Raw genomic sequence first — 25,937 nt, forward strand, 5'->3', positions numbered from 1 at the left:
GGGAGACCGGGCCCCGCCCGGGTGGTCCCGTGCGCGACGCGAGCGCCACGGAAACCGCCCGGGCACCTCCATGCCCGCACACCCGCACACCCAACCCAGGTGTACGGGACTCGGGGCGCCGGCCCGCGGACTGCGGGAGACGGCGGGGGCGCGGGATGCGGCAGGAGGCGGCGGCCCGGCGGGGCGCGGGTGGCGACGGGGGCGGGAGGCCCGTGGGCCTGGGGTTCGGGGCTCGGCGGCGCGGGTGGCGGGCGTGGCTGGAGGCCGGTCGGGCGTGGGGCCGTGACATGGGGCGGCGGGCGGGTGGGACGCGCGATGGCTCGTGGGCGCGGGTGGCGGGGTGGCGGGGGTGGCCGGAGGTCCGGGGCAGGAGGGCCCGGGGCGGGGCATCGGGCAGCGGGCGGGTGGCGGGGGCCCGGAGGCGCGGGTGGCGGTGGGCCCGGAGGCGCGGGTGGCGGGGGTCCCGGGGTGAGATCACGTGAAGACGTGATGCCGGGGCGGGGGCCGGGCCGCGAGTCTCTTGGGGGTCGGCGGCTTCCGGCGCCGGCGTTCCCCATCGGCGTCCGAAGGAGCATCCGCCGTGAGCGCACACCCGCGGTCCGCGTCCGCGTCCCACGACACTCCCGTGCTGGTGGTCGGCGCCGGGCCCGTCGGCTCGGTCCTGGCCCTGGAGCTGGCCCGGTACGGCGTGGCGAGCATCGTCGTGGAGCGGTCGCTGCGGCCGTCCCCGTACCCGAAGATGGACTACGTCAACGGGCGCAGCATGGAACTGCTGCGCCGGCTCGGGCTCGCCGAGGAGATCCGCTCCCGGGGCGTCGCCCGGGACCAGCCGTCCAACTTCCTCTTCGCCCGCGGCTACGACGAGGCGCCCATCGCCATCTGGCGCTACCCCTCCGTCGCCGAGACCGCCGCCCGGTACGCGGCCGCCGGTGACGGCTCCGAGCCGTTGGAGGCGTACCAGCGGGTGCGCGGCTCGCTGCTGGAGGACGTCGTGCGCGGCGCCGCCCGCGAGCACCCGCTGATCGACCTGCGGGAGGGCTGGACGTTCACCGGGCTCGACCAGGGGCCCGGCGGGGTGACCGCCACCGTGGCGGAGGGCGACGGCGGCGCCGCGCGCACGCTGCGCGCCCGCTTCCTCGTCGCCTGCGACGGCGCGGGCAGCGCCGTACGGGACGTGGTCGGCGTGCCGCTGGACGTCGCCGCGCCGCCCACCCGGCACTGCTCGCTGTACTTCCGCAGCTCCGACCCGCTGCTCAACCGGCACGGCAGGAACTTCCTCACCGTCACCGCCAAGGGCCTCAACCTGGTGTCCCGCGACGGCGCCGACACCTGGACGGCCAGCTTCCGGATCGCGGACGGCGAGCCGTTCCCCGCAGACCCGGTGGCCGTCATGTACGAACGGTTCGGCTGCTCCTTCACGGTGGACGAGCTGCTGAACGTCAGCCAGTGGCAGGGCTCCCTGTCCGTCGCCCGCGCCTACCGCGAGGGCGCCGTCTTCCTCGCCGGCGACTGCGCCCACCAGTTCTACCCGGTGGGCGGGCACGGCGCGAACACCGGTCTGGGCGACGCCGTGGACCTCGGCTGGAAGCTCGCCGCCGTGGTCGGCGGCTGGGGAGGACCGGCGCTGCTGGACAGCTACGAGGCCGAGCGCCGTCCCGTCGCCCTCTTCAACCGGGAGATGTGCGTCAACCTCATGGAGGTCTGGCGCCGGTTCGCCCAGCTCACGTCCATCGGCGCCACCCGCGAGCAGCTCGCCGGGTTCCTGGAGCAGGAGGACTACCAGCTGGACAACGTGGGCATCCACCACGGCTACCGCTACGCGGGCTCGCCCGTCGTGAGCGCCCCCGACGGCCCGGCGCCCCGCTGGGAATGGCGGCGCGTGTCCCCGAAGCCGTGGCCGGGCGGGCGGCTCCCGTCGATCCGGCTGGCGGGCGGCGCCGCCCTGTTCGACCGCCTCGGCACCGGGCTGACGCTGCTGGACCTGTCCGGTACGGGGGACGGCGTACCCGCCGTGAAGGAGGCCGAGCGGCGGGGCCTGCCGGTGACGCGGCTCGCCCTGGACGACGCGGCGGCCATCCGGGAGGCGTGGGGCTGCTCGCTGGTGCTGGTGCGGCCCGACCAGCACGTCGCCTGGCAGGGCGACACCGTGCCCGACGACTGGGACGCGGTCCTGGACCGGGTGACCGGGCACTGAGAGCCGGCCCCGCGCCCCGCATCCCGCGCCCCGCATCCCGATTCGGCATCCCGCACTCGGCATGCGGCTTCGTACCCGCATACGCGTCCGCTCCCGCACGGCCGCCCTCATCCCCTCATCTCCGCAGAACCGGAAGGCACACGATGACCGACGCACTGTCATGGGGCTTCTCCGCTGACGGGTCCGACGTGGATCTGGACGCACTGCTCGATTCAGGACCGCCCGCCTTCGCGCTGCTGCACCGGCCGGGTTCCGCCACCGGTCCCGAGCGCGTCGACGTACTGGCGGGAGACGTCACCGACGTACGGCTGCTGGCCGATCTGCCGTTGCCCGACGACACGGGTGACGGCCCGGGCGAAGGCCCTGGCGAGGGTGGCGGTCCGCGCGGGGCGCGGCACGAGCTGCTGGCCGTCGTGCCATTCCGGCAGATCACCGAGCGCGGCTTCGCCTGCCGGGACGACGGCGAACCCGTACTCGCCCTGTCCGTACGGGCGCAGGGCACGCTGGCCGTGGCCGACGCCGTCACGCGGATCGCGGACGCGCCCGTCGATCTGCGCGACGCCGGGTTCGACGTCGACGACGACACGTACGCCGAGACCGTGCGCCGCGTACTCGCCGACGAGATCGGCCGGGGCGCGGGCTCCAACTTCGTCATCAAGCGGGCGTTCACGGCGACGGTCGCCGGCTGGTCGCCCCGTACCGCGCTGGCCATCTTCCGGCGGCTGCTGCTCAGCGAGTCGGGCGCGCACTGGACGTTCGTCGTCCACACCGGCTCCCGCACCTTCATCGGCGCTTCGCCGGAGCGCCACGTCAGCCTGGACGCGGGCGTCGCCGTGATGAACCCGATCAGCGGGACCTACCGCTACCCGGAGTCCGGGCCGAGCCTGCCCGGACTGATGGAGTTCCTCGCGGACCGCAAGGAGACCGACGAGCTGGCCATGGTCGTGGACGAGGAGCTGAAGATGATGGCCCGCGTCTGCGCCCGGACCGGCGGCCGGGTCGTCGGGCCACGGCTGAAGGAGATGGCACGGCTCGCCCACACCGAGTACTTCATCGAGGGCCCGAGCACGATGGACGTACGGGACGTCCTCCGCGAGACGCTGCTCGCGCCGACCGTGACCGGCAGCCCGCTGGAGAACGCGTGCCGGGTGATCGCCCGTCACGAGCCGGGCAGGCGCGGCTACTACAGCGGGGTGCTGGCCCTCGTCGGACGGGACGAGGAGGGCGGGCGCGCCCTGGACTCGGCCATCCTGATCCGTACGGCGGACGTGGACGCGGCCGGTCGGCTCAGCGTCGGCGTGGGCGCCACGCTGGTCCGGCTGTCGGACGCCGCGTCGGAGGTCGCCGAGACCCGCACGAAGGCCGCGGGGCTGATCGCCGCGCTCTCCGGTGCGCCGTTCCCGGCTCGTGGCGGCGGGGCGGGCGGGCGGCTCGGAGACCTGCCGCAGGTGCGCGGCGCGCTGGCCGAACGCAACACCGACCTGGCGGAGTTCTGGCTGCGCGACGACCGGTCCGGGGACTCGTCCCGCGCCGTCCCCGCACTGCGCGGGCGCCGGGCGCTGATCGTGGACGCCGAGGACACGTTCACCGCGATGCTCGCCCAGCACCTGCGGGCGCTGGGCATGGACGCCGCCGTGCACGGCCACGACGAGGCGCGGGACATGGACCCGGGCGGGTACGACGTGGTGGTCGTCGGTCCGGGGCCCGGCGACCCCCGGGACACGGACGACCCGCGGATCGGCGCCCTGCGCGCGATCACGGGCCGGCTGCTGGAGCGGCGGATCCCGTTCCTGTCCGTGTGCCTCGGGCACCAGGTGCTGTCGGGGCTCCTCGGTCTGGAGCTGATCCGCAGGAGCGTCCCGAACCAGGGCGTCCAGCGGAAGGTCGACTTCTTCGGGCGGCCCGAGATCGTGGGCTTCTACAACACGTTCGCGGCACGGTACGACGGCGACGTGCTGCGGCACGACGCCGTGGCCGGGCCCGTGGAGGTGTGCAGGGACGGCCGGACGGGGCAGGTCCACGCCCTGCGCGCCGCCTCGTTCGCCTCGCTCCAGTTCCACCCGGAGTCGCTGCTGACACGGAACGGCTCGGCGGTGCTCGCGGAGACCCTGGCGGCGCTGCTCGACGGCGACCGGGAGGGGGCGGACCGGGACGCGGCCGATCGGGACGCGGCCGATCGGGACGGGGCGGACCGGGACGGTGGGGGTCCGGCGGCGCCGGTGCCGTCAGCGGCGTCTGTGTCGTCGTCGGCGGCGCCTGTGTCGCCCGTCGGTACCTAGCGCCCCGGCCCCAGGTGGTCCCGGGGCCCCGGAGCCAGACACCAGGAGCCTAGGAGCCCAGGAATCTCATGCCTCTGACAGCTTTGCGGTTCCTCCGCACGCGCATGCTGGACCGGCGCGAAGGGGGCGTCCACGGCTGGACCGTCCCCTCCGGGCGCGTACGCATCTCCCCTGACAAGGATCTCGACGCCCAGGCGGCGGCCGTGCTCGTGCTCGCCGAGCACGGCAGCACCGAGGACCTGACCGTGGCGATGGACGGTCTGCGCCAACTGATCGACCGGCACGGACAGCCCGGGTTCACCGAACGCGCCGACCGGTTCTGGCGGGCACGGCCGACCGGTCGCGTACGGACACCGCTGCACCAGCTCGACGCCGGGGCGGCGCTGCTCGCGGGCGCGCACCGGCTGGACTGCGACGCCACGCGGTCCCAGGCGGTGGACGTCCTCAACCGGTGTCTGCACACGGCGGTCGAAGGGCGGTTCCCGACGCTGCTGTCCGAGGACTGGCGCCCTGTACGGGGCGGTGACGCGGGCGCGCCGCTGGCCACGGCGGCGGCGGTGCGGGCGCTGGACGTGGCGGCGCGGACGGGCGAGGACGGCGTGGACGCGTCCTCGATGAAGGTCCTCGCGGACCGGCTGTCCGAGCTCGTCGAGGGCGTGTCCGTGTGGCCGCGTGCGTCGGCGCTGCCCGCGCTGTGCGGGCCGTCCGCGCGGGTGGCCCACGCGCTGGCGCGGGCGGGCACGCTGCTGGCGGAGGAGCAGTACCTGAAGTCGGCGCGGACGCTGCTGGCTCGGGTGGTGGCCCGCTGCCACGACCCGGGTGGCGGCGGGTTCTGGGACCGGGCGGCGATCGACGGCAGGCCCCGGGTCGACTGGACGTTCGCGGTGGCGGAGGGCGGTTCGCCGTTCCCGGTGAAGACCGCCGAGGACGCCGCGCTGGTCGCGCTGGCCGCCCGCGCGCTGGAGGCGGGCGGGTTCGGGGCGGCGGACACGCTGCGGTGGGCGGGGCGGGCGGTCACCGATCTGGCGGACCACCGGCACGGGGGCGTCTTCCGTGCGATCGGCCATCTGTGGGCCACGGAGGACGAACCGGCCGTCCTGACGTTCCAGCAGCTCGGTGCGGGCCCGACGCCACCGTCCGCGCCCGCCGGTACGGCCCCGCCGCCGCCCGCGCCACAGGCCAAGTCGGCCCGCACCCAGGCGCTGGTGGCGCTGGCCTTCGGCCCCGCGTCGCCCCGCTTCGACCACGACGCCGCCACCGGACCATCGGGGGGCGCGACGGACCCGGCGGTAGGCCGAACAGCCGCAGTGGCGGGCGGAACAGCCTCGGTGGCCGGCGGGACGGGTCCGGTGGCCGGCGGGACGGACCCGGCGGCGGGCCGAACAGCCGTGGTGGCAGGCGTGATCGACCCGGCGGCCGGTGGGTTCGGCGGGGCGCGGGGCGAGGCGGCGAGGGCGCGGGGCGAGGCGCGGAGGGCGCGGGGGTTGTGGGTGGTCGGGGGTGCCAGGGGCGGGGGGCTCGGGACGCCGGTGCCCCGGGTCGACGGCGATGTGCCGCTGCCGCTGGACCACGACCGGCTGCTGCGGGTCGTACCGGCCGGGCGCAGTGTTCCCGGGGGGCGGCGGACCGACCTGGCGTACCTGGACGTCCCCGCCGCCTACCGTGTCATGGCCATGCTGCGTCTGCTCGGCGACCAGTGGTCGTCCCCGGCCGAACTCCTGGCCCTGTTCAAGGAGGCGCAGAACCCGGACGGCGGCTTCGGGGTGCGCCCCGGGCAGTTGAGCGACGCCGCCACCACCGCCACGGCGGTGCTCGCCCTGCACCTGGCGGGGCGCCGTCCCGCGCGGCCCGGCGCGGCCGCCGGGTACCTGCTGTCGTGCCGCCGTACGCGCGGCGGGTTCGGCGGGGTGCCCGGAGCCGTACCGGACGTGTGGCACACCGGCCTGGCCCTGGCGGCGCTGCGCGTCCTGCGGGCGCCGTCGCTGACGGTGGCGCGGCCCACCGGGGGCGGCCCTGATCCCGCCGCCGCTCCCGCGCAGGCCTTCGACGGTGTGGCGGCGGCGCGCTGCGCGGCGTTCGTGGCCGCCTGCCGTACGGCGGACGGCGGCTACGCCAACCGGCCCGGCCTCCCCCCGACCGCCCACGCGACCCGGCAGGCCGTCGCCGCCCTGCTGCACCTCGGCCTGCCGGTGGCCGGCGAGCGGCGCACCGTCCAGTGGCTGCGCGGCCTCCAGACCGCGGCGGGCGGGTTCGGGCACGCGCCCGGGAGGCGGGCGGGGTCCGCGGCGACGCACCACGCGCTGGCCGCGCTCACGCTCCTCGGGGCCCGGCCGGCCGGTCCGGAGCGCTGCGAGCGCTGGCTCGTGGCCCAGCGCCAGCCCGCGTTCGGGCTGCCGGAGCCCCAGGGCGCCCCGCCGGTGTGGGACGACGACGGATTCCATCCGCTCCAGTCGCTGTCGCTGCTGCGCGGCGCGCCGAACCGCGACTGGACGGCCCTCGTCACCTGAGCCGCGCCCCGCGCCCCCTCGCGGAAGCCGCCTCTCCCAGCCGCCTCCCCACACCGCCTCCCCCGAAGCCGCCTCCCGTAGTCGGTCGGCTCATCACGGCGTCTGCGGCGGCGCGTGTGAGGCCGCCCGTCGCGTGAGCGGCCCCACCCCGTGCGCCGCCTATCCCGTGCGCCGCTTATCCCGTGACCGCGTGATGTCCCGCGTACCGCTTCCGGCACACGATGTCCCCATCACCTTCCCACCGCCGGCCACCCGGCCCGCTCACGCGCGCCCGCGGCCGGACCATTCGAAGGAGTTCCCTCCATGACGGACCACCAGGCGCCCTTCCCGGACCACGTCGACGTCGTCGTCATCGGCGCGGGCCCCGGCGGCACCTCCGCCGCCGCCACTCTGGCGCGGGCGGGCAGGTCGGTGCTGGTGCTGGAGCGCCGGTCGTTCCCGCGCTTCCACATCGGCGAGTCGATGCTGCCGTACACGATGACCCTGCTGGACCGGATGGGGGCGCTCGACAAGGCGCTGAAGCAGGGCTACGTGACCAAGCGGGGCGCTGAGTTCATCTTCCCCACGGGGGACTTCCGCCGGGTCGACTTCAGCGACCAGGGCGAGGGCCGCTACCCGACGACCTTCCAGCTCGAACGCTCCCACTTCGACGACCTGCTCGCCGGCCACGCCCGCGAGAGCGGTGCCCGGGTCGTCGAGGAGGCGCTCGTCACGGACCTGCTGGAGGAGGGCGACCGGGTGACCGGCGTCCGCTTCAACGCCGCGGGCGGCACGCACGAGGTCCGCGCGAAGTACGTCCTGGACGCGGCGGGCCGCGCCAGCAAGATCGCCCAGACCCGGCAGCTGCGCCGCACGGTCGAGCGGCTGCGCAACGTCGCCGTGTTCCGCCACTACGACGGTCTGGACGAGAGCCAGAACCCGGGCCACGAGGGCGACATCCAGGTCGGCGGGCACCCGGACGGCTGGCTGTGGGCGATCCCGATCTGGCCCGAGACCATCAGCGTCGGCGCGGTGATGCCGCGTGCCGTCCTGCGCAACCGCAAGCCGGAGGAGGTCTTCGACGAGCACCTGGCGCGCGTGCCGCGAGTGGCGCGGCGGCTGACGGGGGCCGTGGCCCGCCCGGAGGTCCGGGTGGAGACCGACTACTGCTACTACGCGGACACCATGACGGGACCGGGCTGGTTCCTCGTCGGTGACGCGGCCTGCTTCTTCGACCCGATCTTCTCCGGGGGCGTCTTCCTGGCGGTCGCCACCGGGACGATGGCCGCCGAGCACGTCGACCGCATCCTGGCCGAGCCGGAGCGTGAGGCCGAGCTCCAGGACCGCTACACGCGGCGGTTCAAGACGGGCGCGGACACCTACGCGCGGATCATCTACGCGTACTACGAGTCCGAGTACAACCTCGGCAGGTTCCTGCGCGCGCACGGGGTGGACGTCGAGGGCAAGTGGTTCACGCGTGTCCTCAGCGGTGACTTCTGGAGCACCGACAACCCCGTGTCGCAGTGGCTGCGCACCGAGGACCGCTGGGCGACGTTCGCCCCGTACGAGCCGCTGCACGAGTGCCCGGTCCACCCGGAGCCCGCGACGACGACCGTCTGACCCCACCCCATCCGACCACCCCACACGAAAGGGCGGAACACCCCGACATGACGGCCACCGACCAGCCGCACACCCGGCACCTCGTACTCGACCCGGCGGCGCAGGACGTCCTCTTCCGTGAGGCGCGCACGGCGAACACGTTCACCGACGAGCCGGTGACGGACGAGCAGATCGAGGCGATCCACGAACTCGTCAAGTGGGCGCCGACGTCCTTCAACCAGCAGCCGCTGCGGATCGTCCTCGTCCGGACGGCCGAGGCCCGCGAGCGCCTCGCCGGTCACATGTACAACGACAACGCGGCGAAGACCCGCAAGGCGCCGCTGACCGCGATCCTGGCCGCCGACACCGACTTCCACGAGCACCTGCCGACCCAGTTCCCCGCCTTCCCGCAGGCCAAGGACATGTTCTACTCCGACGCCGGTGTCCGGGAGGAGTCGGCCAAGCTCAACGCGGCCCTCCAGACCGGCTACTTCATCCTCGGCGTCCGCGCGGCCGGGCTCGCGGCCGGCCCGATGACCGGGTTCGACGCAGGGGCCGTGGAGAAGGACTTCCTGCCCGACGGCAGGCAGCGGGTCCTCGCCGTCGTCAACATCGGCAGGCCGGGCCCCGACGCCTGGTACCCGCGCGGCCCCCGGCTCGGTTACGAGCAGGTCGTCACCACCGTCTGACCCGCATCCACAGCGTGTGCGCGCACCGTGGTGCCCTCCCGTTCACCCGACCGGGAGGGCACCGTCCGTACGTGCGCCCACCGCTCGCATCCCGCCGACGCAAGGAGCGCACATGTCCTCCGAGGTGGAGTCCGTACCGGATCGTCTGGCTCACGCCGACCCACCGCAGCACGCATCGGCGCGGACCGTGCCCGCGCAGCCCCTGTCCACCGACTCACCCACCGGCTCACGTACCGGCGGGCGCCGTGCCCGTTCCGTGCTGGTACGCACGGGGCTGGCGTACGCGGCTCTCGTCGTCGTCCCGATCGTCCTGGCCGTCCTCGCCCTGCGCCACGGCTCCGGTCTGGAGCCCGGCACCGGCACCGGCACCGGCGCCGCGCCCGCGGCGGGCGGCGAGTCCGGTGCGTCACCCGGTACCGGCGGCCATGCCGCCGTGTTCCCGAAGCTGCTCACCGCCGTACCCGTCATCATGGCCGCCTGCTATCTGACGGGGCGGCTGTTCCGGCGGGTGGGGCAGCCGCCCGTGATCGGCGAGATCTTCGCCGGCATCCTGCTCGGCCCGTCCGTCCTCGGGCTGGTGTGGCCCGACGCGGCGGCCTGGCTGCTGCCCGGCGCCGTGCTGCCCGCACTCGGCAACCTCGCCGAGATCGGTCTCGTCTTCTTCATGTTCCTCGTCGGCCGCGAGCTGGACCTGCGGCTCGTGCGGCAGCGCGGCAGGACCGCGCTGCTGGTCAGCCATGCGAGCATCGCGCTGCCCTTCCTGTGCGGGCTGCTCCTGGCGCTCGCCGCCTACGGGCCGCTCGCCCCCGCGAAGGTCGGTTTCGGGGCGTTCGCGCTGTTCCTGGCGGTGGCCATGTCGGTCACGGCGTTCCCGGTGCTGGCGCGCATACTCGCCGAACGGAGACTGAACCGTACGCCGTTGGGCGCCACGGCACTGACCTGCGCGGCCATCGACGACGTCACCGCCTGGTGCCTGCTGTCGCTGGTCGTCGCGCTGGTGAACAACGACTCGCCGTCCGGTGCCGCGGTGACGTTCGCGCTCGCCCTGGCGTTCTTCGCCGTGATGACCGTCGTGGTGCGCCCGCTGCTGCACCGGCTGATGGTGACCGGCGGGCGCGGCGGCCGGAGGATCCCGGAAGGGGCCGTCCTGCCCGTCCTGCTCGGCGGCGTCATGCTCTCCGCGTACGCCACGGACGCCATCGGCATCCACTCGATCTTCGGCGCGTTCGTGTTCGGCGTCATCACGCCGCGCACCGCACCCGAGGTCGACCAGGCCACGCACCAGATGGCGCGGATGACCACCACCCTGCTGCTGCCGCTGTTCTTCGTCCACACCGGGCTGCGCACCGAGGTCGGCCTGCTGGCCGGGGACGCCGGGCTGTGGGCGTGGTGCGGGCTGATCATCCTGGCGGCCTTCGCCGGGAAACTGGCGGGCGGCGCCCTCGCGGCGCGCGCGGCCGGCGTCGGCGCGCGGGAGTCGCTGTCGCTCGGCGTGCTGATGAACTGCCGGGGCCTGACCGAGCTGGTGATCCTCAACATCGGCCTGGACCTGGGCGTCATCACCCCGGTCATGTTCACGATGCTGGTGCTGATGGCGCTGGTGTCGACGGTGCTGACCTCGCCCGCGCTGTCGCTGATCGACCGCTGGGGCAGGCGTCCCGCGCGTCGCTGAGCGGTACGTACGCGCCGAGGCCCGCCGGGGAGGTTTCCCCGGCGGGCCTCGGTGGTGGTGCGGGGCCGCGCGTCACACCCGCTGGACGGTGCGGGCGCGCAGCGCGGTGAGGACCGTGTCCGTGACCGCCGTCACCGCGCACCGGGACGCGGCGTAGCGCAGCGCCATGAGGTGCTCGTCGCGGGAGAAGTCGGCGAGGGCGTCCGCGACCAGGAACGGCTGGACGTCCATCGCGAAGGCGTCGCACGCGGTGACGAGGCAGCCGATGTGCGCGTACACGCCGCAGATGACGACCTGGTCCCGGCCCTGTTCGGCGAGCAGTTCGGTGAGGCCGGTGCGGTGGAAGGCGCTGTAGCGCCACTTGGTGAGGACGGTGTCGCCGGGGGCCGGCGCGAGCTCGTCGACGATGTCCCGGTTCCCGGGGTCGACGCTCATGCCGGGGCCCCAGAAGTCGTGCAGCAGTCCCCGCTGGTCACGGGTCATGCCGCCGGGCTGTGCGGTGTAGACGACGGGCACGCCGAGGTCGGCCGCCGTCTCGCGCAGCCGGCGGATGTTGCCGATCAGCTCCGTGAGCGGCGACGCGCCGGCCGCGAACGGGGCGACGAAGTAGCGCTGCATGTCGTGGACGAGCAGGACGGCCCGGTCCGGGTCGGGCGTCCACGACACCTTGTTGCCGGGCAGCTCGGACGCCCCGGGCAGCGCGTACGGGGCGATGGGCGGTATGGCCATGATGGGCGTCTGTCTCCTTCGCTGAGCACGGTGGTGCGTCGAGCACGGTGTTCTCAGGCGCGCAGGGCCGCGCCGCCGTCGACGTACAGGTCCTGCATGGTGATGTGACCGGCGGCGTCCGACGCGAGGAACAGCACCGCGTCGGCCACGTCGGACGGTTCGGCGAGCTTGCGCAGCGGGATGCCCGCCCGGTACGTGTCGAGGGAGCCGTCGATGGCGGCCTGCGGGCTGCTGCTGCCGTCCTTCCACATGGCGCGCTGCATGGGGGTGTCGGTGGACCCGGGCGAGACCAGGTTGCAGCGGATGCCGGAGCCGGCCAGCTCCAGGCCGAGGCACTTGGTGAACATGACCGTCGCCGCCTTGGACGCGGCGTACGCGGCCATGTGCATCCGCGGTACCCCGGCGGCGTTGGACGCGACGGTGACGATCGCGCCGCTCCTCCGGGGCAGCATGCGGCGGGCGACGGCCCGCGAGACGTGGAAGACGCCGGTGGTGTTGACGGCGAGCACCGTCGCCCAGTCCTCGTCGGTGATGCCGACGACGGGGCCGGTCCGCAGGATGCCCGCCACGTTGGCCAGCACGTCGATGGGGCCGTGGTCGGTCTCGACGCGCTCCACGACGTCCTCGACGGCCCCCGCGTCCCGGACGTCCGCCGGGTAGGCGCCGGCCCGGCCGCCGTCGGCCTCGATCTCGGCGACGACCTTCTCCACCGCCTCCGCGTTGGCGTCGAGGGCCGCGACCCGGGCTCCTCTCCCGGCGAAGGCCCGGGCCACGGAGGCCCCTATGCCCTGACCGGCGCCCGTGACCAGGACGACGGCGTTCTCATAACCGGCTGCACGCATGTGACGGTTCCCCCTTGAGATCACGCGTTGGACGGTGGTGCCGTGGTGCGGGTGTGGTGCGGTGTGGTGCCGTGGTGCGGTGTGGTGCCGTGGTGCCTCGCGCGCGGCGCTTGCCTCCCCGCGGCCGCTCAGCCGGTGACGGCCGCTTCGGCGTCGTAGCCGAAGAGCCACTCCTGGCCGCGCAGGCCCCAGCGCTCGTTCATCGAACGGTCGCGGTCCCGCTGCTCCGCGCCGTCGGCGACATGGTGGTTGCGGGCGTTCTCGCGGATGGTGCGGTGGACGGCCTCCGTACGCGGGCGGCGGGCCGCCTCGTAGCGGACGAGCGCCTCGGGGACGGTGTCGGCCGTCGCGGTGCGCAGGCAGGCGGCGAGCGCCACCGCGTCCTCGATGCCCTGGTTCGCGCCCTGCGCGCCGAACGGCAGCATGGGGTGGGCCGCGTCCCCGGCGATGGTGATCCGGTCGGTGCTCCAGCGGCCGACCGTGTCGCGGTCGTGCAGGGCCCAGCGGGTGACCGAGTCGGCCGCGCCCAGGAGTTCCCGTACGTCCTCGGTCCAGCCGTCGTACGCGGCGACCAGCTCCCGCGTCGACGCCGGTTCCGTCCAGGACTCGGTGCGCCACTCGTCGGCCGGGGCGGTGGCGACGAAGCTGATCTGCTTGCCGCCCGATATCGGGTAGCACACGCAGTGCCGGCCGGGGCCGAGCCTGATCATGACCCGGGGTTCGGTGAGGAGGTGGCCGAGCCGGTCGGCCGGGACGAGGCCCCGGTAGACGGTCTGGCCGGAGTAGCGCGGTTCGTCGGCCACGAGGGTCTCGCGGACCGCGGAGTGGATGCCGTCGGCCCCCACGACGACGTCGGCGGTCTCGGTCGTGCCGTCGGCGAACCGCAGCACCACCTCGTCGCCGCGCTCCTCGACGCCCGTGCAGCGGGCGCCGAGCGTGACGGTGTCGTCGGGCACCCGGTCGAGGAGCAGCCGGTGCAGATCGGCCCGGTGCACGCTCAGGTACGGCGCCCCGTACATCTCCTCGCAGGCGTCGCCGAGTTCGGTGCGCATGAGCACCTCGTCGGTGTCCCAGCGGCGCATCTCGATGGCCTCCAGGCGCACGGCCACGGAGGCCAGGCTGTCGCCCAGTCCGAGGCGGTGCAGGAGTCCGGTGGCGTTCGGCGAGAGCTGGATACCGGCTCCCACCTCGCCCAGGTGGCCGGTCTGTTCGAACACCCGGGTGCGGACGCCCGCCCGGTTCAGGGCCGCCGCGGCCGTGAGGCCCGCGATGCCCGCGCCGACGACGGCGACCCGCATTCCGTCCCTGCCCATGGTGGTCTTCTCCCTGATGCCTAGTAGTAGAGGAGCGCCTTGTCCCAGTCCTCGTCGGCGCCGAACAGGCTGCGCGGCTTGACGACGTCGTGGACGGCGGTGAGCGCCCGGTGCGGGACGAGGGTGCCCGGCTCCAGACCGGTGACCTCGCAGTCCGCGCCCAGTTCGGCGCGGATCGCGGCGGTGAGCGCGCCGGTGGCGGCGGCCCGGTGCTCTTCGGCCACCTCGATCTGGACGTGCAGGCGGTCGGGCGCTGCCTTGGCCCGCCAGAACAGCACCCCGTACGCGACCGGAAGGCCGAACACCAGTTCTTCCAGGCGGTGTTGCGTGACCTTGGCGCGGCCGACCGGGTGGCCGAACGCGGCCCGGCCGAGCACCCGGACGGAGGGCAGGTGCCAGCCGCAGGGGCAGTCGGCGTAGCTGACCTCGACGTCGTCGTCCAGGTTGTAGCGGACCAGCGGCATGGCCCGGCGGTAGAGGGGGGTGACGACGAGCCGGCCGCTGCCCTCGGGCGAGGTGCGCCCGGTCTCCGGGTCGTACACCTCGAACAGCGCCCGGTCCGCCCACAGGTGCATCCGGCCGTGCGGGCACTCGCCGGCGAGGCTGCCGGTCTCGGTGGAGCCGAACTCCTCGACTACCGGGACGCCCCAGAGTTCGCTGATCCGCCGGCGGCGGGCGTCGCTGAGCGGTTCGCCGCCGACGAACAGGGCGCGCAGGGCCGGGAAGTCCTTGTCGGGGCTCAGGCCGGCGGCGCGGGCGGCCGCCGCCCACAGCAGCGTCTCGGTCGGCATGGACCAGGTGAGCGTCACCTCCAGGTCGTGCAGGACGCGGATGACGCGCGAGTACGGCATGGCCAGCGACCGGTTGTCGCCCGGCACGACGGTCGCGCCGTGCAGCCGGGCGGCGGCGTGCGCGAGGTGCCCGGTGATCATCAGGGCGTACGGGGTGCGGACGAGGAACGTGTCGGCGGCGGTGATGCCGGTCCACTTGCGGGCGTAGCGCTCGGCGAGGTCCGTCCAGTCCTCCGCCGTGTAGTACGACGGGGTGGGGCGGCCCGCGGTGCCGCTGGACTCGTGGTAGGTGGCGAGTTCCTCCTTGGGGACGGCGAGCATCCCGAAGGGGTAGTTGTCGCGGAGGTCCTGCTTGGTGGTGAGCGGTACGGAGGCGAGGTCGGCGCGGGACGCGGGCGGCGGCCCGTCGCCGAACCTGGCCCGGTAGAACGGGGACTCGGCGGCCTTGGCGAGGATCAGCGGCAGCTGCTTGTCCTGGAGCGCCGTCAGCTCGTCCACGCTGTTCCACTGCCCTATGTGGGGCAGCGTGGACGGCACGGGCGGCAGGGGCGGCGCGGTCGGGGTGTCGTTCACGGTGCTTCCTCTCCCAGTAGGCGGTGGGCGTTGGCCCAGGCCACGCGGTGCCAGGTCGCGTCGTCCAGCTCCAGCGCCCGCATCTTGGCGAGTTCGACGGACGGGTGCTGGAGCGGGAACTCCGTACCGAACAGCACCCGGTCGGGGCCGAGGCGCTCCAGCGCCGCACGGGCGACGCCCGTGTAGCAGCCGGAGGTCTCGGCGACGATGTTCGGCACCGGCCGTACGGTGTTGACGGCGTACAGGTCGATCCCGACGAAGCCGCAGTGCCCGAGGACGAAGGTGACGTCGGGGAACCGCCCGGCCAGGGCCACCAGGTCGGTCACCCCGACGCCGGGGCGGCCGAGGCACACCAGGTACACGGCGTGTCCGGCCTCCGCGGCGGCCTCGACGAGGGCGGTGGTGCGGTCGTCGGCGAGCGGTACGCCGTGCACGGCCGGGGAGATCTCCAGGCCGCGGAACCGGTGGGCGTTCTTCCGGTAGGCGTCGGGGCCCTCCCCGTGCGGGTTGCCGAACCAGAAGGGCACGAGCCGGCCGCCGGACGCCTCGCAGGCGGCGAGCGCCGCCTCGTTGTCGGCGTCGGTCTCGACGTGGCCGCCCCTGATGACCTGCTCGGCGAGCAGGTCGGGGTCGACCACGCCGCCCGCCGTGACGGCGGCGCGGTCGATCCCGTACTGATCCATGGCGGCCAGCAGCCGGGCCGGCGCTCCGGGCCTGGGGGCCACCCGGGCACGGAAGTCGAAGACCCTGGCGCGCTGGCGCCCGTCATGCCGGTCCACCCGGTCACTTCTCCAGACAGAACTCGTTGATCGGGTAGCCGACGTGCCGGTCCTCGGCGGGCAGGTAGCCGAGGACCTTGTCGCCGGGCTTGAGTTCGGTGCTGTTGAGCACCACGCCGCCGGGGCCGAGGACCCGGACGTGCCAGTCGTCCTGGAGGATCAGGTTGACCGTCCGGCCGTCGGGGGCGGCGGCGTCGATGGAGATCAGCGGACGCGACTCGATCTTGACGCGTCCGACCGTGACCATCCGGGTCTGTCCCTTGACGTCCACGGCGAGGACCTTGCTGCCGGCCTTCAGCTCGCTGAGGTAGTGCGTCCGCTCGTCCTTGGAGAGCGTGTACGAGTGGATGGCGCCGGCGTTGACGCGGAACGGGCGGGTCGGCATGTACGGCAGCGGGTGGGTCTCGCTGACGCACAGGATCATGCCCTTGGAGTGCGAGCCGACGAGGATGCCCTCGTCCTCGCGGAAGTGGGTGCAGGTGTCCACGCAGGCCCGCTCGCCCATGCCGATGTGGGCGGTGGCGGTGACCTCCAGCTCGACCAGCTCCAGGTCGGCGGGTTGCGCCTCGGCGGCGGCCTTCAGCGCCGTGGCGTCGCCGACCGCGGCCGGCGCCATCATGACGCCGTCGGAGCCGTGCTCCAGGACACCGAAGATGATCTCGGCCTCCTCGACGTCCTGGGCGATGGTGATGATGCTGCCGGTGGCGCGGGCCGCGGCGGCGATCACGATCTCCAGCGGGATCTTGGTGGGGTCGCGGAACAGCAGCACCGCCCACTTCTCGGTACGGGCGGCGTCGCAGGCCTGCTCCAGCGTCTCGGCGTCGACGATCTCCACGAACCGGCCGAACTCCACCTCGGGGCGCTCGGCGGCGAGCTGCGCGATCCGGGTGCGCGGGGCGTCGAGGATGACGACCTGCGCCTGGCCGAGGTCCTCGGGCGGGGTGTCGCCGCCGGGGACCAGGACCTTCTTCACGGTGGGCGGCAGACCCTCCAGGTCGGCGGGGGAGGCCGCGACGATCGCGTCCACCCGCTGGTGGACGGCCTCCTCGATCACGGCCTTCCGGGCGCCCTCTTCGATGGTGCGGACGTCGACCCAGCACAGCTTCACGGAAGTACTCCTCGCTCGATGGTGTGCGCCCGGCATCGGTGGATGCGCGGGTCGTGTGGTGGCGGCACGCGGCACGGGGACGCGCGGCGGTCGTACACGGACCGTGTACGGGTGGTGGTAGGGGTTCCGGCGCGTACGACGGTGCGTACGGCGGCTGGGACGGGGGTCCTGACGGCGCGGCGTGGGGCCGTGCGGACGACGGGACGTCCGTCGGTACGGGCGGTGGCCCGCCGGCTCAGCCGGCGGCCACATCGAGTTCTTCGATGGTGGGGACCAGCACCGGCGCGGTGTCGTCGTGGATGACCCGCGCCAGTTCACGGGCCATCAGCCCGGGGTCGGGCGCCTGGAAGACGTTGCGGCCCATGGCCACGCCGACGACCCCGGACCTCAGGACCTCGGAGACATGGGAGGTGACGGCGTCCACGCCGGGCCGCCTCGGACCGCCGGCCACGACCAGCGGTACCGGGACGCTGCGCACGACGTCGCGCATCTCGGCGGCCGAGCCCGCGTACACGGACTTGACGATGTCGGCACCGAGGTCGGCGGCGAGGATCGCGGCGTGCGCGATCAGCGCCGGGTCCCGCGGGTTGCTGACCTTGGGGCCGCGCGGGTACATCATCGCCAGAAGAGGAACGTTCCAGCGGTCGCAGGCGTCGGCGACGGCCGCCAGGTCCGCGATCTGCTGCCGCTCCTCCAGCGACCCGACGTTGACGTGGATGCTGACGGCGTCCGCGCCCCACCGCAGGGACTCCTCGACGCTGGACACCAGGTACTTGGCGTCCGGGTCCGGGGCGTGCCGGGTGCTGGCGTTGAGGTGGACGATCAGCGAGGTGTCGGCGAACCGGTGGTGGGCGACGTGGCGCAGGCTGCCCTTGTGCAGCACCACCGCGTCCACGCCGTTGCCGACGAGCTGGCCGACCAGGTGGTCCAGGGACGTCCCGCCGGTCACGGGACCGTCGGTGACCGAGTGGTCCAGCGGGACGATGAACAGCCTTCCGCCGCCGTGGCGGTGGAGCCGGCGGAGCCTCATCGCGCGGGCGAACGAGTGATTGACGGACACGGGGCTTTACCTTTCTCTGTCGGTTCTCCGGCGGTTCTCTCCGGCGGGTCCCACCGGCGGTACGCGCCGGCTCCTTCCGGATCCCGGGGTCTCCTGGTTCCGGTTCCTTCCGGTCTCCGGTTCGTCGCGGTCTCCGGGCGGTGCCGGGGGCGCCGAGCCGTCAGGCGGACAGCAGACCGTCGCGTTCCAGACCGAACGCGCGGTGCAGGACCTCGACCGCGTGGAGTGCCCGCGTGCGGGGCACGATCACCGAGGCGCGCAGCTGGGAGGTGGAGATCCAGCTCGTGGACACGGACTCCGCCGCGAGGACGGACACCATGCGGGCCACGTGCTCCGGGCGGTTCAGCAGGCCCGTGCCGACGAGCGACACCTTCGCCAGCTCCTCGTCCACGCGTACCCCGCCGCCGAGTTCGGCGGCGGCCTTGGCGAGTGGCGCGCGGATCGCCTCCACGTCGCTGCGGCGGATGGTGAAGCCCATCCGGAACTCGTCCTCGAACGGCCCCGACCTGGCGACCATGTCGAGGGGTACGGAGTGGCGGGCCAGTACCTCCAGGACCTCGGCGGCCGCGTCGGCCGTGCCCGAACGGGAGTGCACGAGGACCCGTGCCACGTCGAAATCGTGCGCGACCGCGATGACCGCGCCCTGGCTCTCCAGCACAGCGTCTCCAGCCCTGTTCATGACGACGGTTCCGGGACCCCGCTCGAACGCGCTGAGCACGCGCAGCCGGACGTCCCGCAGAGCGGCGAGCTCGACCGCCCGGGAGTGCAGCACCCGGGCGCCCGCGAACGCCAGTTCGGCCATGGTGGAGAGGTCCACCTCCGGCAGCCTGCGGGCCGCCGGAACGATCCGGGGGTCGGCCGAGTACACCCCGTCGACGTCCGTGTAGATCTCGCACTCGGCCGCGTCCAGCGCCGCCGCCAGCGCGACGGCGGTGGTGTCGGAGCCGCCCCTGCCGAGCGTCAGGGTGTCGCCCTCCTCGTTCGCCGCCTGGAAGCCGGCGACGATCACGACCCTGCCCTGCCGCAGCAGGCTCCGGACGCGGCCGGTGTCGATGCCGGTGATGACACCGGCGCCGTGCCGTCCGGTGCCCGTCATGCCCGCCTGCGCCCCGGTGAGCGAGACGGCCGGCACGCCGAGCCGGCACACCGCCAGCGCGACCAGCGCCGCCGACGCGTTCTCGCCGGTGGCCAGCAACTGGTCGATCTCGCGGGCGACGCCGTCGCCGCGCACCTCGCCGCTGACCTCGTCCACCGCCCGCAGCAGATCGTCGGTGGTGTCGCCCCGCGCCGACACGACGACCGCGGTAGGCCGCCCGGCGCGGTGCGAGGCCGCGGCGAACCCGGCGACCCGGTTGACCTTGTCGTACGTGGAGAGGGAACTCCCCCCGTACTTCTGCACCACCGTGCCGTTCGTGGCGTTCATCGCCGTCCTCCCCCTGGGAACACCGGAACCTCAGACCGTGCCGCGCAGCCAGGCGTCGACCAGCTCCGCCGCCTGGTCCGGGTTGAGCCGTGGATCGCACAGCGTCGTGTACCGCTCCAGCAGCGCCTCGTCGTCGTCCACGGCTCCGCCCGTGCACTCGGTGACGTCGGCGGCCGCGACCTCCAGGTGGAGCCCGCCCGCGTGCTGGCCCTGGCTCTCCAGTACCTGCCTGACCCGCACCGCCTCGGCGACCATGTCGTCCAGGCGCCGTGTCTTCAGGCCGACCGCCGCCCGTACCGTGTTGCCGTGCATCGGGTCGGACAGCCACACCACCGGGTGTCCGGCCCGGCGGACCGCCTCGACCAGCGGCGGCAGGGTGTCGGCGACGGCGCTGCGCCCCATGCGGACGATCAGCGTCAGCCGGCCGGGGACACGGTCCGGGTCGAGCAGCCGGCACAGCTCGGTGACGTCGTCGGGGCGCGCGTCCGGGCCGATCTTGCAGGCCACCGGGTTGGCGACGGCGGCGAGGAGCCGGGTGTGCGCCGCGTCGGGCTGACGGGTGCGGTCCCCGATCCACGGCAGGTGCGTGGAGCCGAGGTACGCCGTCCCGGTCTCCGCGTCCTCGCGGACCAGCGCGTCCTCGTAGTCGACGACGAGCGCCTCGTGGCTGGTCCACGGGCCCATGCCGCCGTACACCTGGCGGTGCGCCTTCACCCAGCGGGTGACGTTGGCGCTCGCCTCGTACGCCCACAGCATGCGGCGCGGGTCGTGCCGGCGGGCGGCCCTGGTCGGCACCTCGGAGTTGACGAGGTGGCCGCGGAACACCGGGATCTCGCCGTCCACCTGCGCCTCGGTGGGCTTGGAGCGCGGCTTGGCGAACTGGCCGCCGATCCGCCCGACCCGTACCACCGCGAGACCGGTGGCGGCCGTGGTCTGGTCGGCGAGCCGGTCGACCACGGCCAGCTTGCCCTGCGTGTGCCAGGGCGAGCACTCGTAGAGGCTCTCGGCGCAGTCGCCGAGCTGGAGCAGGTACGCCTGTCCCGCGGCCACCTCGGCCAGCGAGCCCCGCAGCGCGTCGAGTTCGGCCGGGGTGACCAGCGGCGCGGCCGCGGCCAGCGCCCTGCGGGTACGGGCGTACGCGGGGTGGTCCCGCCAGTCCGGCTGCTGTTCGGCCGGTCGTCCCACCCAGGCGCGCACCGGCCCGTCGGCCGGGCCGGCCGCCACCGGGTCCGTGGCGGTGGCGGTGGCCGAAGCGGTGGCCGCCCGGGTGCCGGGTATGTGGTCGGTCATGAGAGCCTCACCGTGTCCGCCGGGGCCGCCCGCCGGGTGCCGCCGGCACCGCCGGACGCCCTCGGGGACGCCCAGCGCCGCATGATCGGGCGCTCCACCAGGGCGTACAGCGCCCAGGCGAGGAGCAGGGTCACCGCGAAGACGGCGACGAGGAACGCGATGCCCACCGGGGTGCTCCAGGCGAGTCCGTAGCCGTTGGGCGCCCGTCCGAAGGCCAGGTGTCCGTAGGTCATGACGAGCCGGTGCACCAGGTAGAAGGCGAACGAGATCTCGCCGAGCCAGACCATCGTGCGGGTGCTGAGCCACGTCTTGCGGCCGGCGACGTCGGCGGTGGCGGCGGCCGGGATCAGCAGCGCCAGCGGGATGACGGTCGCGGCGACGAAGCCGTACAGGAACGGCACGTACAGAGAGGCCACGTAGCCGGCGACGACCAGGAGGGTGGCCGGCAGCAGCCCCAGCCCGATCCAGCGCCCGGTGAGCACGATCCGCGCCAGCACCATGCCGAGGAGGAACTCCAGCGCACGGACCAGCGGGAAGATGTAGACGAACCAGATCTGGGTGAGCGACGCGGGTCCCCACGGCATCATCGACGGCTGGTCCGGCAGGAACACCTGGGCGACCAGCGGCATCAGCAGCACGGCGGCCACGACGACGGCGGCGGCCAGCCACAGCCGGTTCTCCGGGATGGCCCTGACCACCTTGATGAGCAGCGGGAACGACAGGTAGAAGAGCAGCTCCACGGAGAGCGACCAGCTCACGCCGTTGACGCTGTTGAAGAACTGGAACTCCGGCACCCAGGACTGGAGCAGGAAGAAGTTGGCCACGCCCTCGGTGAGCCCGGTCCGCTGCCCCGCCCACGCCATGAGCACCAGCGCCACGACGAAGGTGACGAGATGGTTCGGGAAGATCTTGAAGAACCTCCGCCGCCAGAAGCGCGGGACGGTGTCGGACGTCCGTGCCGACCAGGTGAGAACGAATCCGCTGAGGACGAAGAAGAAGGACACGCCGATCGAGCCGGCGGTGGCGACGGCGAAGGCGTAGTCCTCCTGGACGCCGAAATCCCGGAAGAGCCTCTCCAGGCTTCCGTGGAAGACGAACACCATCGCGGCCGCGATGAATCGCATACCGGTCAGGGAGGGAAGTCTCGACGAGGAGGCGGCTGCCTCATGTGGCTGCACGTTCGTCACCTTTCGGGCTGGGGGGACACCCCCTGGGGATGGAGCCTCTCCTCCCGTCCCTCCGAGGCCGGGAGGAGAGGCCGGTACTGCGTCACGCGCCCTGGTTCCCCTGGGAGTTCATGAGCATCAGGCTGTTGGCGGTGGCACGCGCGGTGTCGAAGAAGACCATGTCGGTGCCGGCGAGGAAGCCGGGGTCCTGACGGGCCTTCTCGATGCCCCCGTCGGAGAGGGTCACCGCGAGGGTGTAGGTGGGGCGGCCGTCGGCGTCGTGGCCGATCTCATTGGTGATCAGTGCCAGGAACGGGTCGTCGAGCTGCTCGAACACGACCCGGTTCTTCGGCTCGAAGTGCACCCGCTCGCGGTAGCGGTTCTTGCCGCGGAGGAGGATCTCGCGCAGGAATCCGTCGTCGTACCGCTCGACGACCGACGCCTCGGTGATCGAGGGCACATAACTCACCGGGCTCTCGGCCTTGTGCCGGAGGCTCTGCCACAGCGCCTCCGGGTCGAGGGCCGGCCCCTCGCCGTCCGCCGGGTCACCGATGGGGACGGTGTGCGTGATGGTGATCATGGCTTCGACTGCCTTTCGGTGTGGGTTCCCCCGCTGCGGATCGAGGCTGCCCGCCAGCGGCCCGCCGGGGCATCACGTGTTCGCGTGAGTGGCCCGCCATACCGGCCGCCGGGCACGCGGGAGGCGCGAATGGCGTGAAGACGGGATGTGGCGCGGGGCGGCCCCGAGCAGGCTGGGGCCCGCCTGTCGACAATCCGGAAACCCGCGAGTGGGAGTGGCCCAAGTGAGCAACGTCAGGACCGACGCGCCCGTGCGGGCCGGAGCCGAACGGAATCCGTGGTCGCTGTTCGCCGTGCTCGCCACGGTGCAGTTCATGATCGTGCTCGACGGCGGCATCGTGAACATCGCCCTGCCGTCGATCCGGGAGGACCTGGGCTTCACGCCCACGGGCCTCGCCTGGGTGATGGACGCCTACATGCTGTCGCTCGGCGGGTTCCTGCTGCTCGGCGGCCGGGCCGCCGACCTGGTGGGGCGGCGCCGCCTCGTGCTGTGGGGCCTGGTGCTGTTCTCGCTGGCGTCGCTCGCCTGCGGGCTCGCCACGGAGGCCTGGCACCTGGTGGTCGCGCGGGCCGCGCAGGGCCTCGGCGGGGCGCTGGTCTCACCGGCCGCGCTCGCCCTGGTCACCGACATCTTCAAGGAGGGCCCGCAGCGGCACCGCGCCCTCGGCATCTGGGGCAGCCTCGGCGGGTTCGCCGGAGCGGTGGGCATCCTGGTCGGCGGTCTGCTGCTGGCCGGCAGCTGGCAGTGGGTCTTCCTCATCAACGTGCCGATCGGCGCCGCCGCCCTGGTCGTCGGGGCCCGCGTCCTGCCCGAGAGCAGACCGCACGGGACCGGCGGCCTCGACGTCACCGGTGCGCTCGCCGTGACCGGCGGGCTCTGCCTGCTGATCTACGCGGTGGTGCGCGGCGGCGTCCAGGGCTGGACGGCCGCGCCGACGCTCGCCGAGTTCGCCGTGGCGGCGCTGCTGCTCGGCGCGTTCGTGGCGCGTCAGCTGCGCGCCGCCGCGCCGCTCATCCCCCGCGTGCTGTTCCGCAGGGCCAACGTGGTCCTCGGCAACGCCGTCAACACCCTGCTGGGCGCCCTGCTGTTCGGGCTGTTCTTCATCATCGCGCTCTTCCTCCAGCAGGTGCGCGACTACAGTCCGCTGCTCGCCGCGGGCGCCACGGTGCCGATCAGCATCGCCATGTTCACCGGGTCGCAGCTGGCGTTCCGCACGTTCGCCCGGGTCCCCCCGGTGACGGTGCTGTGGAGCAGTCTGGTCCTCCAGCTGGCCGCGCTGGTGTGGTGGGGCGCGGTACTGGACCCGCGCGGCGGCATCGTGGCGACGTTCCTGCTGCCCGCCGGGGTGTGGTGCTTCGGCCTCGGCGCCGCGATCGTCGCCGCGTTCGTGGTCTGTACGGACGGGCTCACCGGCCCGACGGCGGGCGCCGGTTCGGGCCTGGTGACCACGACGCTGCAGATCGGCGGCGCGGTCGGCGTCGCGGTGCTGACCGCGGTCGCCGAGAGCCGTACCAGGGGCCTGGAGACGGCGGCCGCCGCCGACGCCCTGACGTCGGGTTACGCGTACGGGATCGGGGCGGCCGCGCTCATGGCCGCGGCGGGCGCGGTGCTGGCGCTGTGGCTGAGCCGCGCCCCGCGCCCCGCGCGACTCCCCTGAGCCCGGGGCGCCGGGGCCGCGAGTCCCGAGCCCCAGAGCCCCCGCCTCCGAGCCCCGAGCCCCCGAGCCCCGGGCCCCCCCCGGAACGTTCGTTTTCTGTCGCATCCGTCGTACGAGAGGTGGTTGTCCCCATGACCGAACGGTTCGCCGGAAAGGTCGCCCTGGTCACCGGTGGTGGTTCCGGTATCGGCCGGGCCACGGCCCTGGCGTTCGCCCGCGAGGGCGCGGCGGTCGTCGTGGCCGGGCGCGGGCGCGAGGCGCTGGAGGAGACGGCGAAGCTCATCGACGCCGAGGGCGGCCGGGCCGCCTGGGTCACGGCGGACGTGGCGGACTCCGGGGACGTCGCCGCCATGGTGGGCACGGCCGTCGAACGGTTCGGCGGGCTGCACATCGCGTTCAACAACGCGGGTGTCGCGGCGGGCGGCCCCGTGGCCGCGCTGGACGAGGCGGCGTGGAACCGGGTGCTGGCGACGAACCTGACCGGTGTGTGGCTGTCGATGAAGCACGAGATCGCGCACATGCGCGCGGCCGGCGGCGGTGTCATCGTCAACACGTCGTCGGCGATCGGCCCGCACATGCGGCGGCCGGGCACGGGCGCGTACGCGGCGAGCAAGGCCGGGGTGAGCGCGCTGACCCGTACGGCCGCCCTGGAGTGCGTGGGGGACGGTATCCGGATCAACGCGGTGAGCCCCGGCCCCGTGGACACGCCGATGTCGCGCGCGCCCGGCGAGGACGACGCGGCGCGGGACGCCCGGCTGAAGGCGGCGCTGCCGATCGGCCGGGTGGGCACGCTGGACGAGGTGGCGGCCACGGTGCTGTGGCTGTGCTCGGCCGAGGCCGGGTTCGTCGTCGGCCACGACGTGGTGGTCGACGGGGGCGGTACGGCGTAGCAGGGCGCGGCCACCGCGCTGTCACGGCCCGCGACGGACGTCCCTTCCTCAGGAGGGACCGGTCGCGGGCCGTTCGCGTTCCCGCCTCCGGTCCCGGTCCTCGGCCGGGGCCTCGGCCTGTTCGGGTCCGGGCGCCACGAACGTGCGGTGGAAGAGCAGCGCCAGGTGTTCCGTGTACTGCGCCTGCGTCCAGCCGCGGTCCACGATAAGGCGCTCCAGCAGTTCGAAGGACATCAGGCCCCACAGGGCGTCGGTCGCCGTCTCGGCGGTCCAGGGCGCGGCGAGGCGGCCTTCCTTCTCCAGGTCGCCGACGACCCGGCCGCAGCCGGCGTACCAGTTGTCCATGGCGGCGTCCCACAGCGCGGCCGCGTCCGGGTCGGAGCCGCGCACGCGGTCGATGGCCCGTGAGACGGCGAGGATGCGCGGATGGCAGCGGCCCACGTGCCGCGCCCACTCATCGAGGGCGGTGACCGCGTCCGGCGCCACCCACACCCGCTCCAGCGAGTCGGTGAGCTCCTCGCTCCGGCCGACGTAGCTGAACAGCCGGGACAGCAGTTCGGCGCGGGAGGCGAAGTGGAGGTAGACCGCGCGGCGCGAGACGCCGGCGCGGTCGGCGACGGCGGCCATGGTCAGCGCGTCGAAGCCCTGTTCCTCCAGCAGTTCCCGGGCGGCCGTGAGCAGGCCGGCGCTGGTGCGGCGGCTGCGCGCGTTCTGCGGGTCCTCGATCGTCTTCACCATGCGCGCCTCCTGATGCCCCTGTCCATGGCCGTTCCCTCTGCTCATTCTCCGCTTGAACCGAACTGCACGTCGGGTGTAG

Annotated in this window: 20 protein-coding genes; 8 read left to right on the forward strand and 12 right to left on the reverse strand. The window is 73.9% G+C overall.

The genetic code is table 11. The features are described 5' to 3' along the window. The first annotated feature begins 580 nt into the window (after positions 1-580). The 6 genes from ACGF5U_RS04295 (at position 581) to ACGF5U_RS04320 (ending at position 10,919) form a co-directional block, all read left to right on the forward strand. Positions 581-2,194: an FAD-dependent monooxygenase gene (locus ACGF5U_RS04295; protein WP_392712806.1), complete on the forward strand. Its 1,614-nt coding sequence runs from the start codon at positions 581-583 to the stop codon at positions 2,192-2,194. A 143-nt stretch (positions 2,195-2,337) separates the two neighbouring features. Beyond that, positions 2,338-4,473 (forward strand): anthranilate synthase family protein, encoded by a 2,136-nt coding sequence (locus ACGF5U_RS04300; protein ID WP_392712807.1) that lies wholly within the window; start codon positions 2,338-2,340, stop codon positions 4,471-4,473. A 68-nt stretch (positions 4,474-4,541) separates the two neighbouring features. After that, entirely contained in the window at positions 4,542-6,980 is a 2,439-nt protein-coding gene (locus ACGF5U_RS04305) for a prenyltransferase/squalene oxidase repeat-containing protein (RefSeq protein WP_392712808.1), read from the forward strand. 303 nt (positions 6,981-7,283) lie between these two features. Next, positions 7,284-8,579, forward strand: coding sequence for an NAD(P)/FAD-dependent oxidoreductase (locus ACGF5U_RS04310; protein ID WP_392712809.1), 1,296 nt, complete (start codon positions 7,284-7,286; stop codon positions 8,577-8,579). 47 nt (positions 8,580-8,626) lie between these two features. After that, positions 8,627-9,247, forward strand: coding sequence for a malonic semialdehyde reductase (locus ACGF5U_RS04315; RefSeq protein ID WP_392712810.1), 621 nt, complete (start codon positions 8,627-8,629; stop codon positions 9,245-9,247). A gap of 112 nt (positions 9,248-9,359) precedes the next feature. Further along, positions 9,360-10,919 (forward strand): cation:proton antiporter, encoded by a 1,560-nt coding sequence (locus tag ACGF5U_RS04320; protein ID WP_392712811.1) that lies wholly within the window; start codon positions 9,360-9,362, stop codon positions 10,917-10,919. 72 nt (positions 10,920-10,991) lie between these two features. Here the strand turns inward: ACGF5U_RS04320 and ACGF5U_RS04325 are convergent, their stop codons facing one another. From ACGF5U_RS04325 to ACGF5U_RS04375, 11 genes are all read right to left on the reverse strand, one after another. Then, positions 10,992-11,648: an isochorismatase family protein gene (locus tag ACGF5U_RS04325; protein ID WP_392712813.1), complete on the reverse strand. Its 657-nt coding sequence runs from the start codon at positions 11,646-11,648 to the stop codon at positions 10,992-10,994. A gap of 53 nt (positions 11,649-11,701) precedes the next feature. After that, positions 11,702-12,490 (reverse strand): 2,3-dihydro-2,3-dihydroxybenzoate dehydrogenase, encoded by a 789-nt coding sequence (locus ACGF5U_RS04330; RefSeq protein WP_392712814.1) that lies wholly within the window; start codon positions 12,488-12,490, stop codon positions 11,702-11,704. Between the two features lie 128 nt (positions 12,491-12,618). Beyond that, positions 12,619-13,803, reverse strand: coding sequence for an FAD-dependent monooxygenase (locus ACGF5U_RS04335; RefSeq protein ID WP_392712815.1), 1,185 nt, complete (start codon positions 13,801-13,803; stop codon positions 12,619-12,621). 20 nt (positions 13,804-13,823) lie between these two features. Beyond that, on the reverse strand, positions 13,824-15,167 hold the full coding sequence (locus ACGF5U_RS04340; protein WP_392712816.1) for an AMP-binding protein: 1,344 nt from the start codon (positions 15,165-15,167) through the stop codon (positions 13,824-13,826). Continuing rightward, the gene (locus ACGF5U_RS04345) at positions 15,164-15,946 is read right to left on the reverse strand and encodes an amidohydrolase family protein (protein ID WP_392712818.1); all 783 of its coding nucleotides are present in this window, start codon (positions 15,944-15,946) and stop codon (positions 15,164-15,166) included. Before ACGF5U_RS04345 ends, ACGF5U_RS04340 begins: the two co-directional genes overlap by 4 nt. 4 nt (positions 15,947-15,950) lie before the next feature. Next, complete coding sequence (locus ACGF5U_RS04350) at positions 15,951-17,090, reverse strand: 3-dehydroquinate synthase II family protein (protein WP_392712819.1); 1,140 nt, start codon at positions 17,088-17,090, stop codon at positions 15,951-15,953. 199 nt (positions 17,091-17,289) lie between these two features. After that, positions 17,290-18,114, reverse strand: a complete 825-nt coding sequence (locus ACGF5U_RS04355) for a 2-amino-3,7-dideoxy-D-threo-hept-6-ulosonate synthase (protein WP_392712820.1) — start codon at positions 18,112-18,114, stop codon at positions 17,290-17,292. A gap of 160 nt (positions 18,115-18,274) precedes the next feature. Then, positions 18,275-19,537 (reverse strand): aspartate kinase, encoded by a 1,263-nt coding sequence (locus ACGF5U_RS04360; RefSeq protein WP_392712821.1) that lies wholly within the window; start codon positions 19,535-19,537, stop codon positions 18,275-18,277. Between the two features lie 30 nt (positions 19,538-19,567). Beyond that, positions 19,568-20,827: a 3-deoxy-7-phosphoheptulonate synthase gene (locus ACGF5U_RS04365; RefSeq protein WP_392712822.1), complete on the reverse strand. Its 1,260-nt coding sequence runs from the start codon at positions 20,825-20,827 to the stop codon at positions 19,568-19,570. Further along, positions 20,824-22,005 carry an acyltransferase family protein gene (locus ACGF5U_RS04370; RefSeq protein WP_392712823.1) on the reverse strand — a complete coding sequence of 394 codons (1,182 nt, stop codon included), beginning with the start codon at positions 22,003-22,005 and terminating at the stop codon, positions 20,824-20,826. Before ACGF5U_RS04370 ends, ACGF5U_RS04365 begins: the two co-directional genes overlap by 4 nt. Before the next feature lie 91 nt (positions 22,006-22,096). Further along, complete coding sequence (locus ACGF5U_RS04375) at positions 22,097-22,573, reverse strand: AtaL-like protein (RefSeq protein WP_392712824.1); 477 nt, start codon at positions 22,571-22,573, stop codon at positions 22,097-22,099. A gap of 223 nt (positions 22,574-22,796) precedes the next feature. On the opposite strand from ACGF5U_RS04375, the gene ACGF5U_RS04380 reads away from it, so the two are divergent. Beyond that, entirely contained in the window at positions 22,797-24,230 is a 1,434-nt protein-coding gene (locus tag ACGF5U_RS04380) for an MFS transporter (protein ID WP_392712825.1), read from the forward strand. 131 nt (positions 24,231-24,361) lie between these two features. After that, on the forward strand, positions 24,362-25,120 hold the full coding sequence (locus ACGF5U_RS04385) for an SDR family NAD(P)-dependent oxidoreductase (RefSeq protein WP_392712826.1): 759 nt from the start codon (positions 24,362-24,364) through the stop codon (positions 25,118-25,120). Between the two features lie 48 nt (positions 25,121-25,168). Here the strand turns inward: ACGF5U_RS04385 and ACGF5U_RS04390 are convergent, their stop codons facing one another. Beyond that, positions 25,169-25,858 (reverse strand): TetR/AcrR family transcriptional regulator, encoded by a 690-nt coding sequence (locus ACGF5U_RS04390; protein ID WP_392712827.1) that lies wholly within the window; start codon positions 25,856-25,858, stop codon positions 25,169-25,171. Positions 25,859-25,937: the final 79 nt, after the last annotated feature.

It is taken from the genome of Streptomyces sp. NPDC047886 (assembly GCF_043204435.1).
Classification (GTDB): Bacteria; Actinomycetota; Actinomycetes; order Streptomycetales; family Streptomycetaceae; genus Streptomyces.

Excerpts from the sequence above, each read along its gene's own strand:
- ACGF5U_RS04320 (WP_392712811.1), top strand. The coding sequence starts at position 9,360 with ATGTCCTCCGAGGTGGAGTCCGTACCGGATCGTCTGGCTCACGCCGAC.
- ACGF5U_RS04310 (WP_392712809.1), top strand. The coding sequence starts at position 7,284 with ATGACGGACCACCAGGCGCCCTTCCCGGACCACGTCGACGTCGTCGTC.
- ACGF5U_RS04330 (WP_392712814.1), bottom strand. The coding sequence starts at position 12,490 with ATGCGTGCAGCCGGTTATGAGAACGCCGTCGTCCTGGTCACGGGCGCC.
- ACGF5U_RS04325 (WP_392712813.1), bottom strand. The coding sequence starts at position 11,648 with ATGGCCATACCGCCCATCGCCCCGTACGCGCTGCCCGGGGCGTCCGAG.
- ACGF5U_RS04315 (WP_392712810.1), top strand. The coding sequence starts at position 8,627 with ATGACGGCCACCGACCAGCCGCACACCCGGCACCTCGTACTCGACCCG.
- ACGF5U_RS04350 (WP_392712819.1), bottom strand. The coding sequence starts at position 17,090 with ATGCCGGGCGCACACCATCGAGCGAGGAGTACTTCCGTGAAGCTGTGC.
- ACGF5U_RS04335 (WP_392712815.1), bottom strand. The coding sequence starts at position 13,803 with ATGGGCAGGGACGGAATGCGGGTCGCCGTCGTCGGCGCGGGCATCGCG.
- ACGF5U_RS04375 (WP_392712824.1), bottom strand. The coding sequence starts at position 22,573 with ATGATCACCATCACGCACACCGTCCCCATCGGTGACCCGGCGGACGGC.
- ACGF5U_RS04360 (WP_392712821.1), bottom strand. The coding sequence starts at position 19,537 with ATGAACGCCACGAACGGCACGGTGGTGCAGAAGTACGGGGGGAGTTCC.
- ACGF5U_RS04390 (WP_392712827.1), bottom strand. The coding sequence starts at position 25,858 with ATGGTGAAGACGATCGAGGACCCGCAGAACGCGCGCAGCCGCCGCACC.
- ACGF5U_RS04365 (WP_392712822.1), bottom strand. The coding sequence starts at position 20,827 with ATGACCGACCACATACCCGGCACCCGGGCGGCCACCGCTTCGGCCACC.
- ACGF5U_RS04305 (WP_392712808.1), top strand. The coding sequence starts at position 4,542 with ATGCCTCTGACAGCTTTGCGGTTCCTCCGCACGCGCATGCTGGACCGG.
- ACGF5U_RS04385 (WP_392712826.1), top strand. The coding sequence starts at position 24,362 with ATGACCGAACGGTTCGCCGGAAAGGTCGCCCTGGTCACCGGTGGTGGT.
- ACGF5U_RS04300 (WP_392712807.1), top strand. The coding sequence starts at position 2,338 with ATGACCGACGCACTGTCATGGGGCTTCTCCGCTGACGGGTCCGACGTG.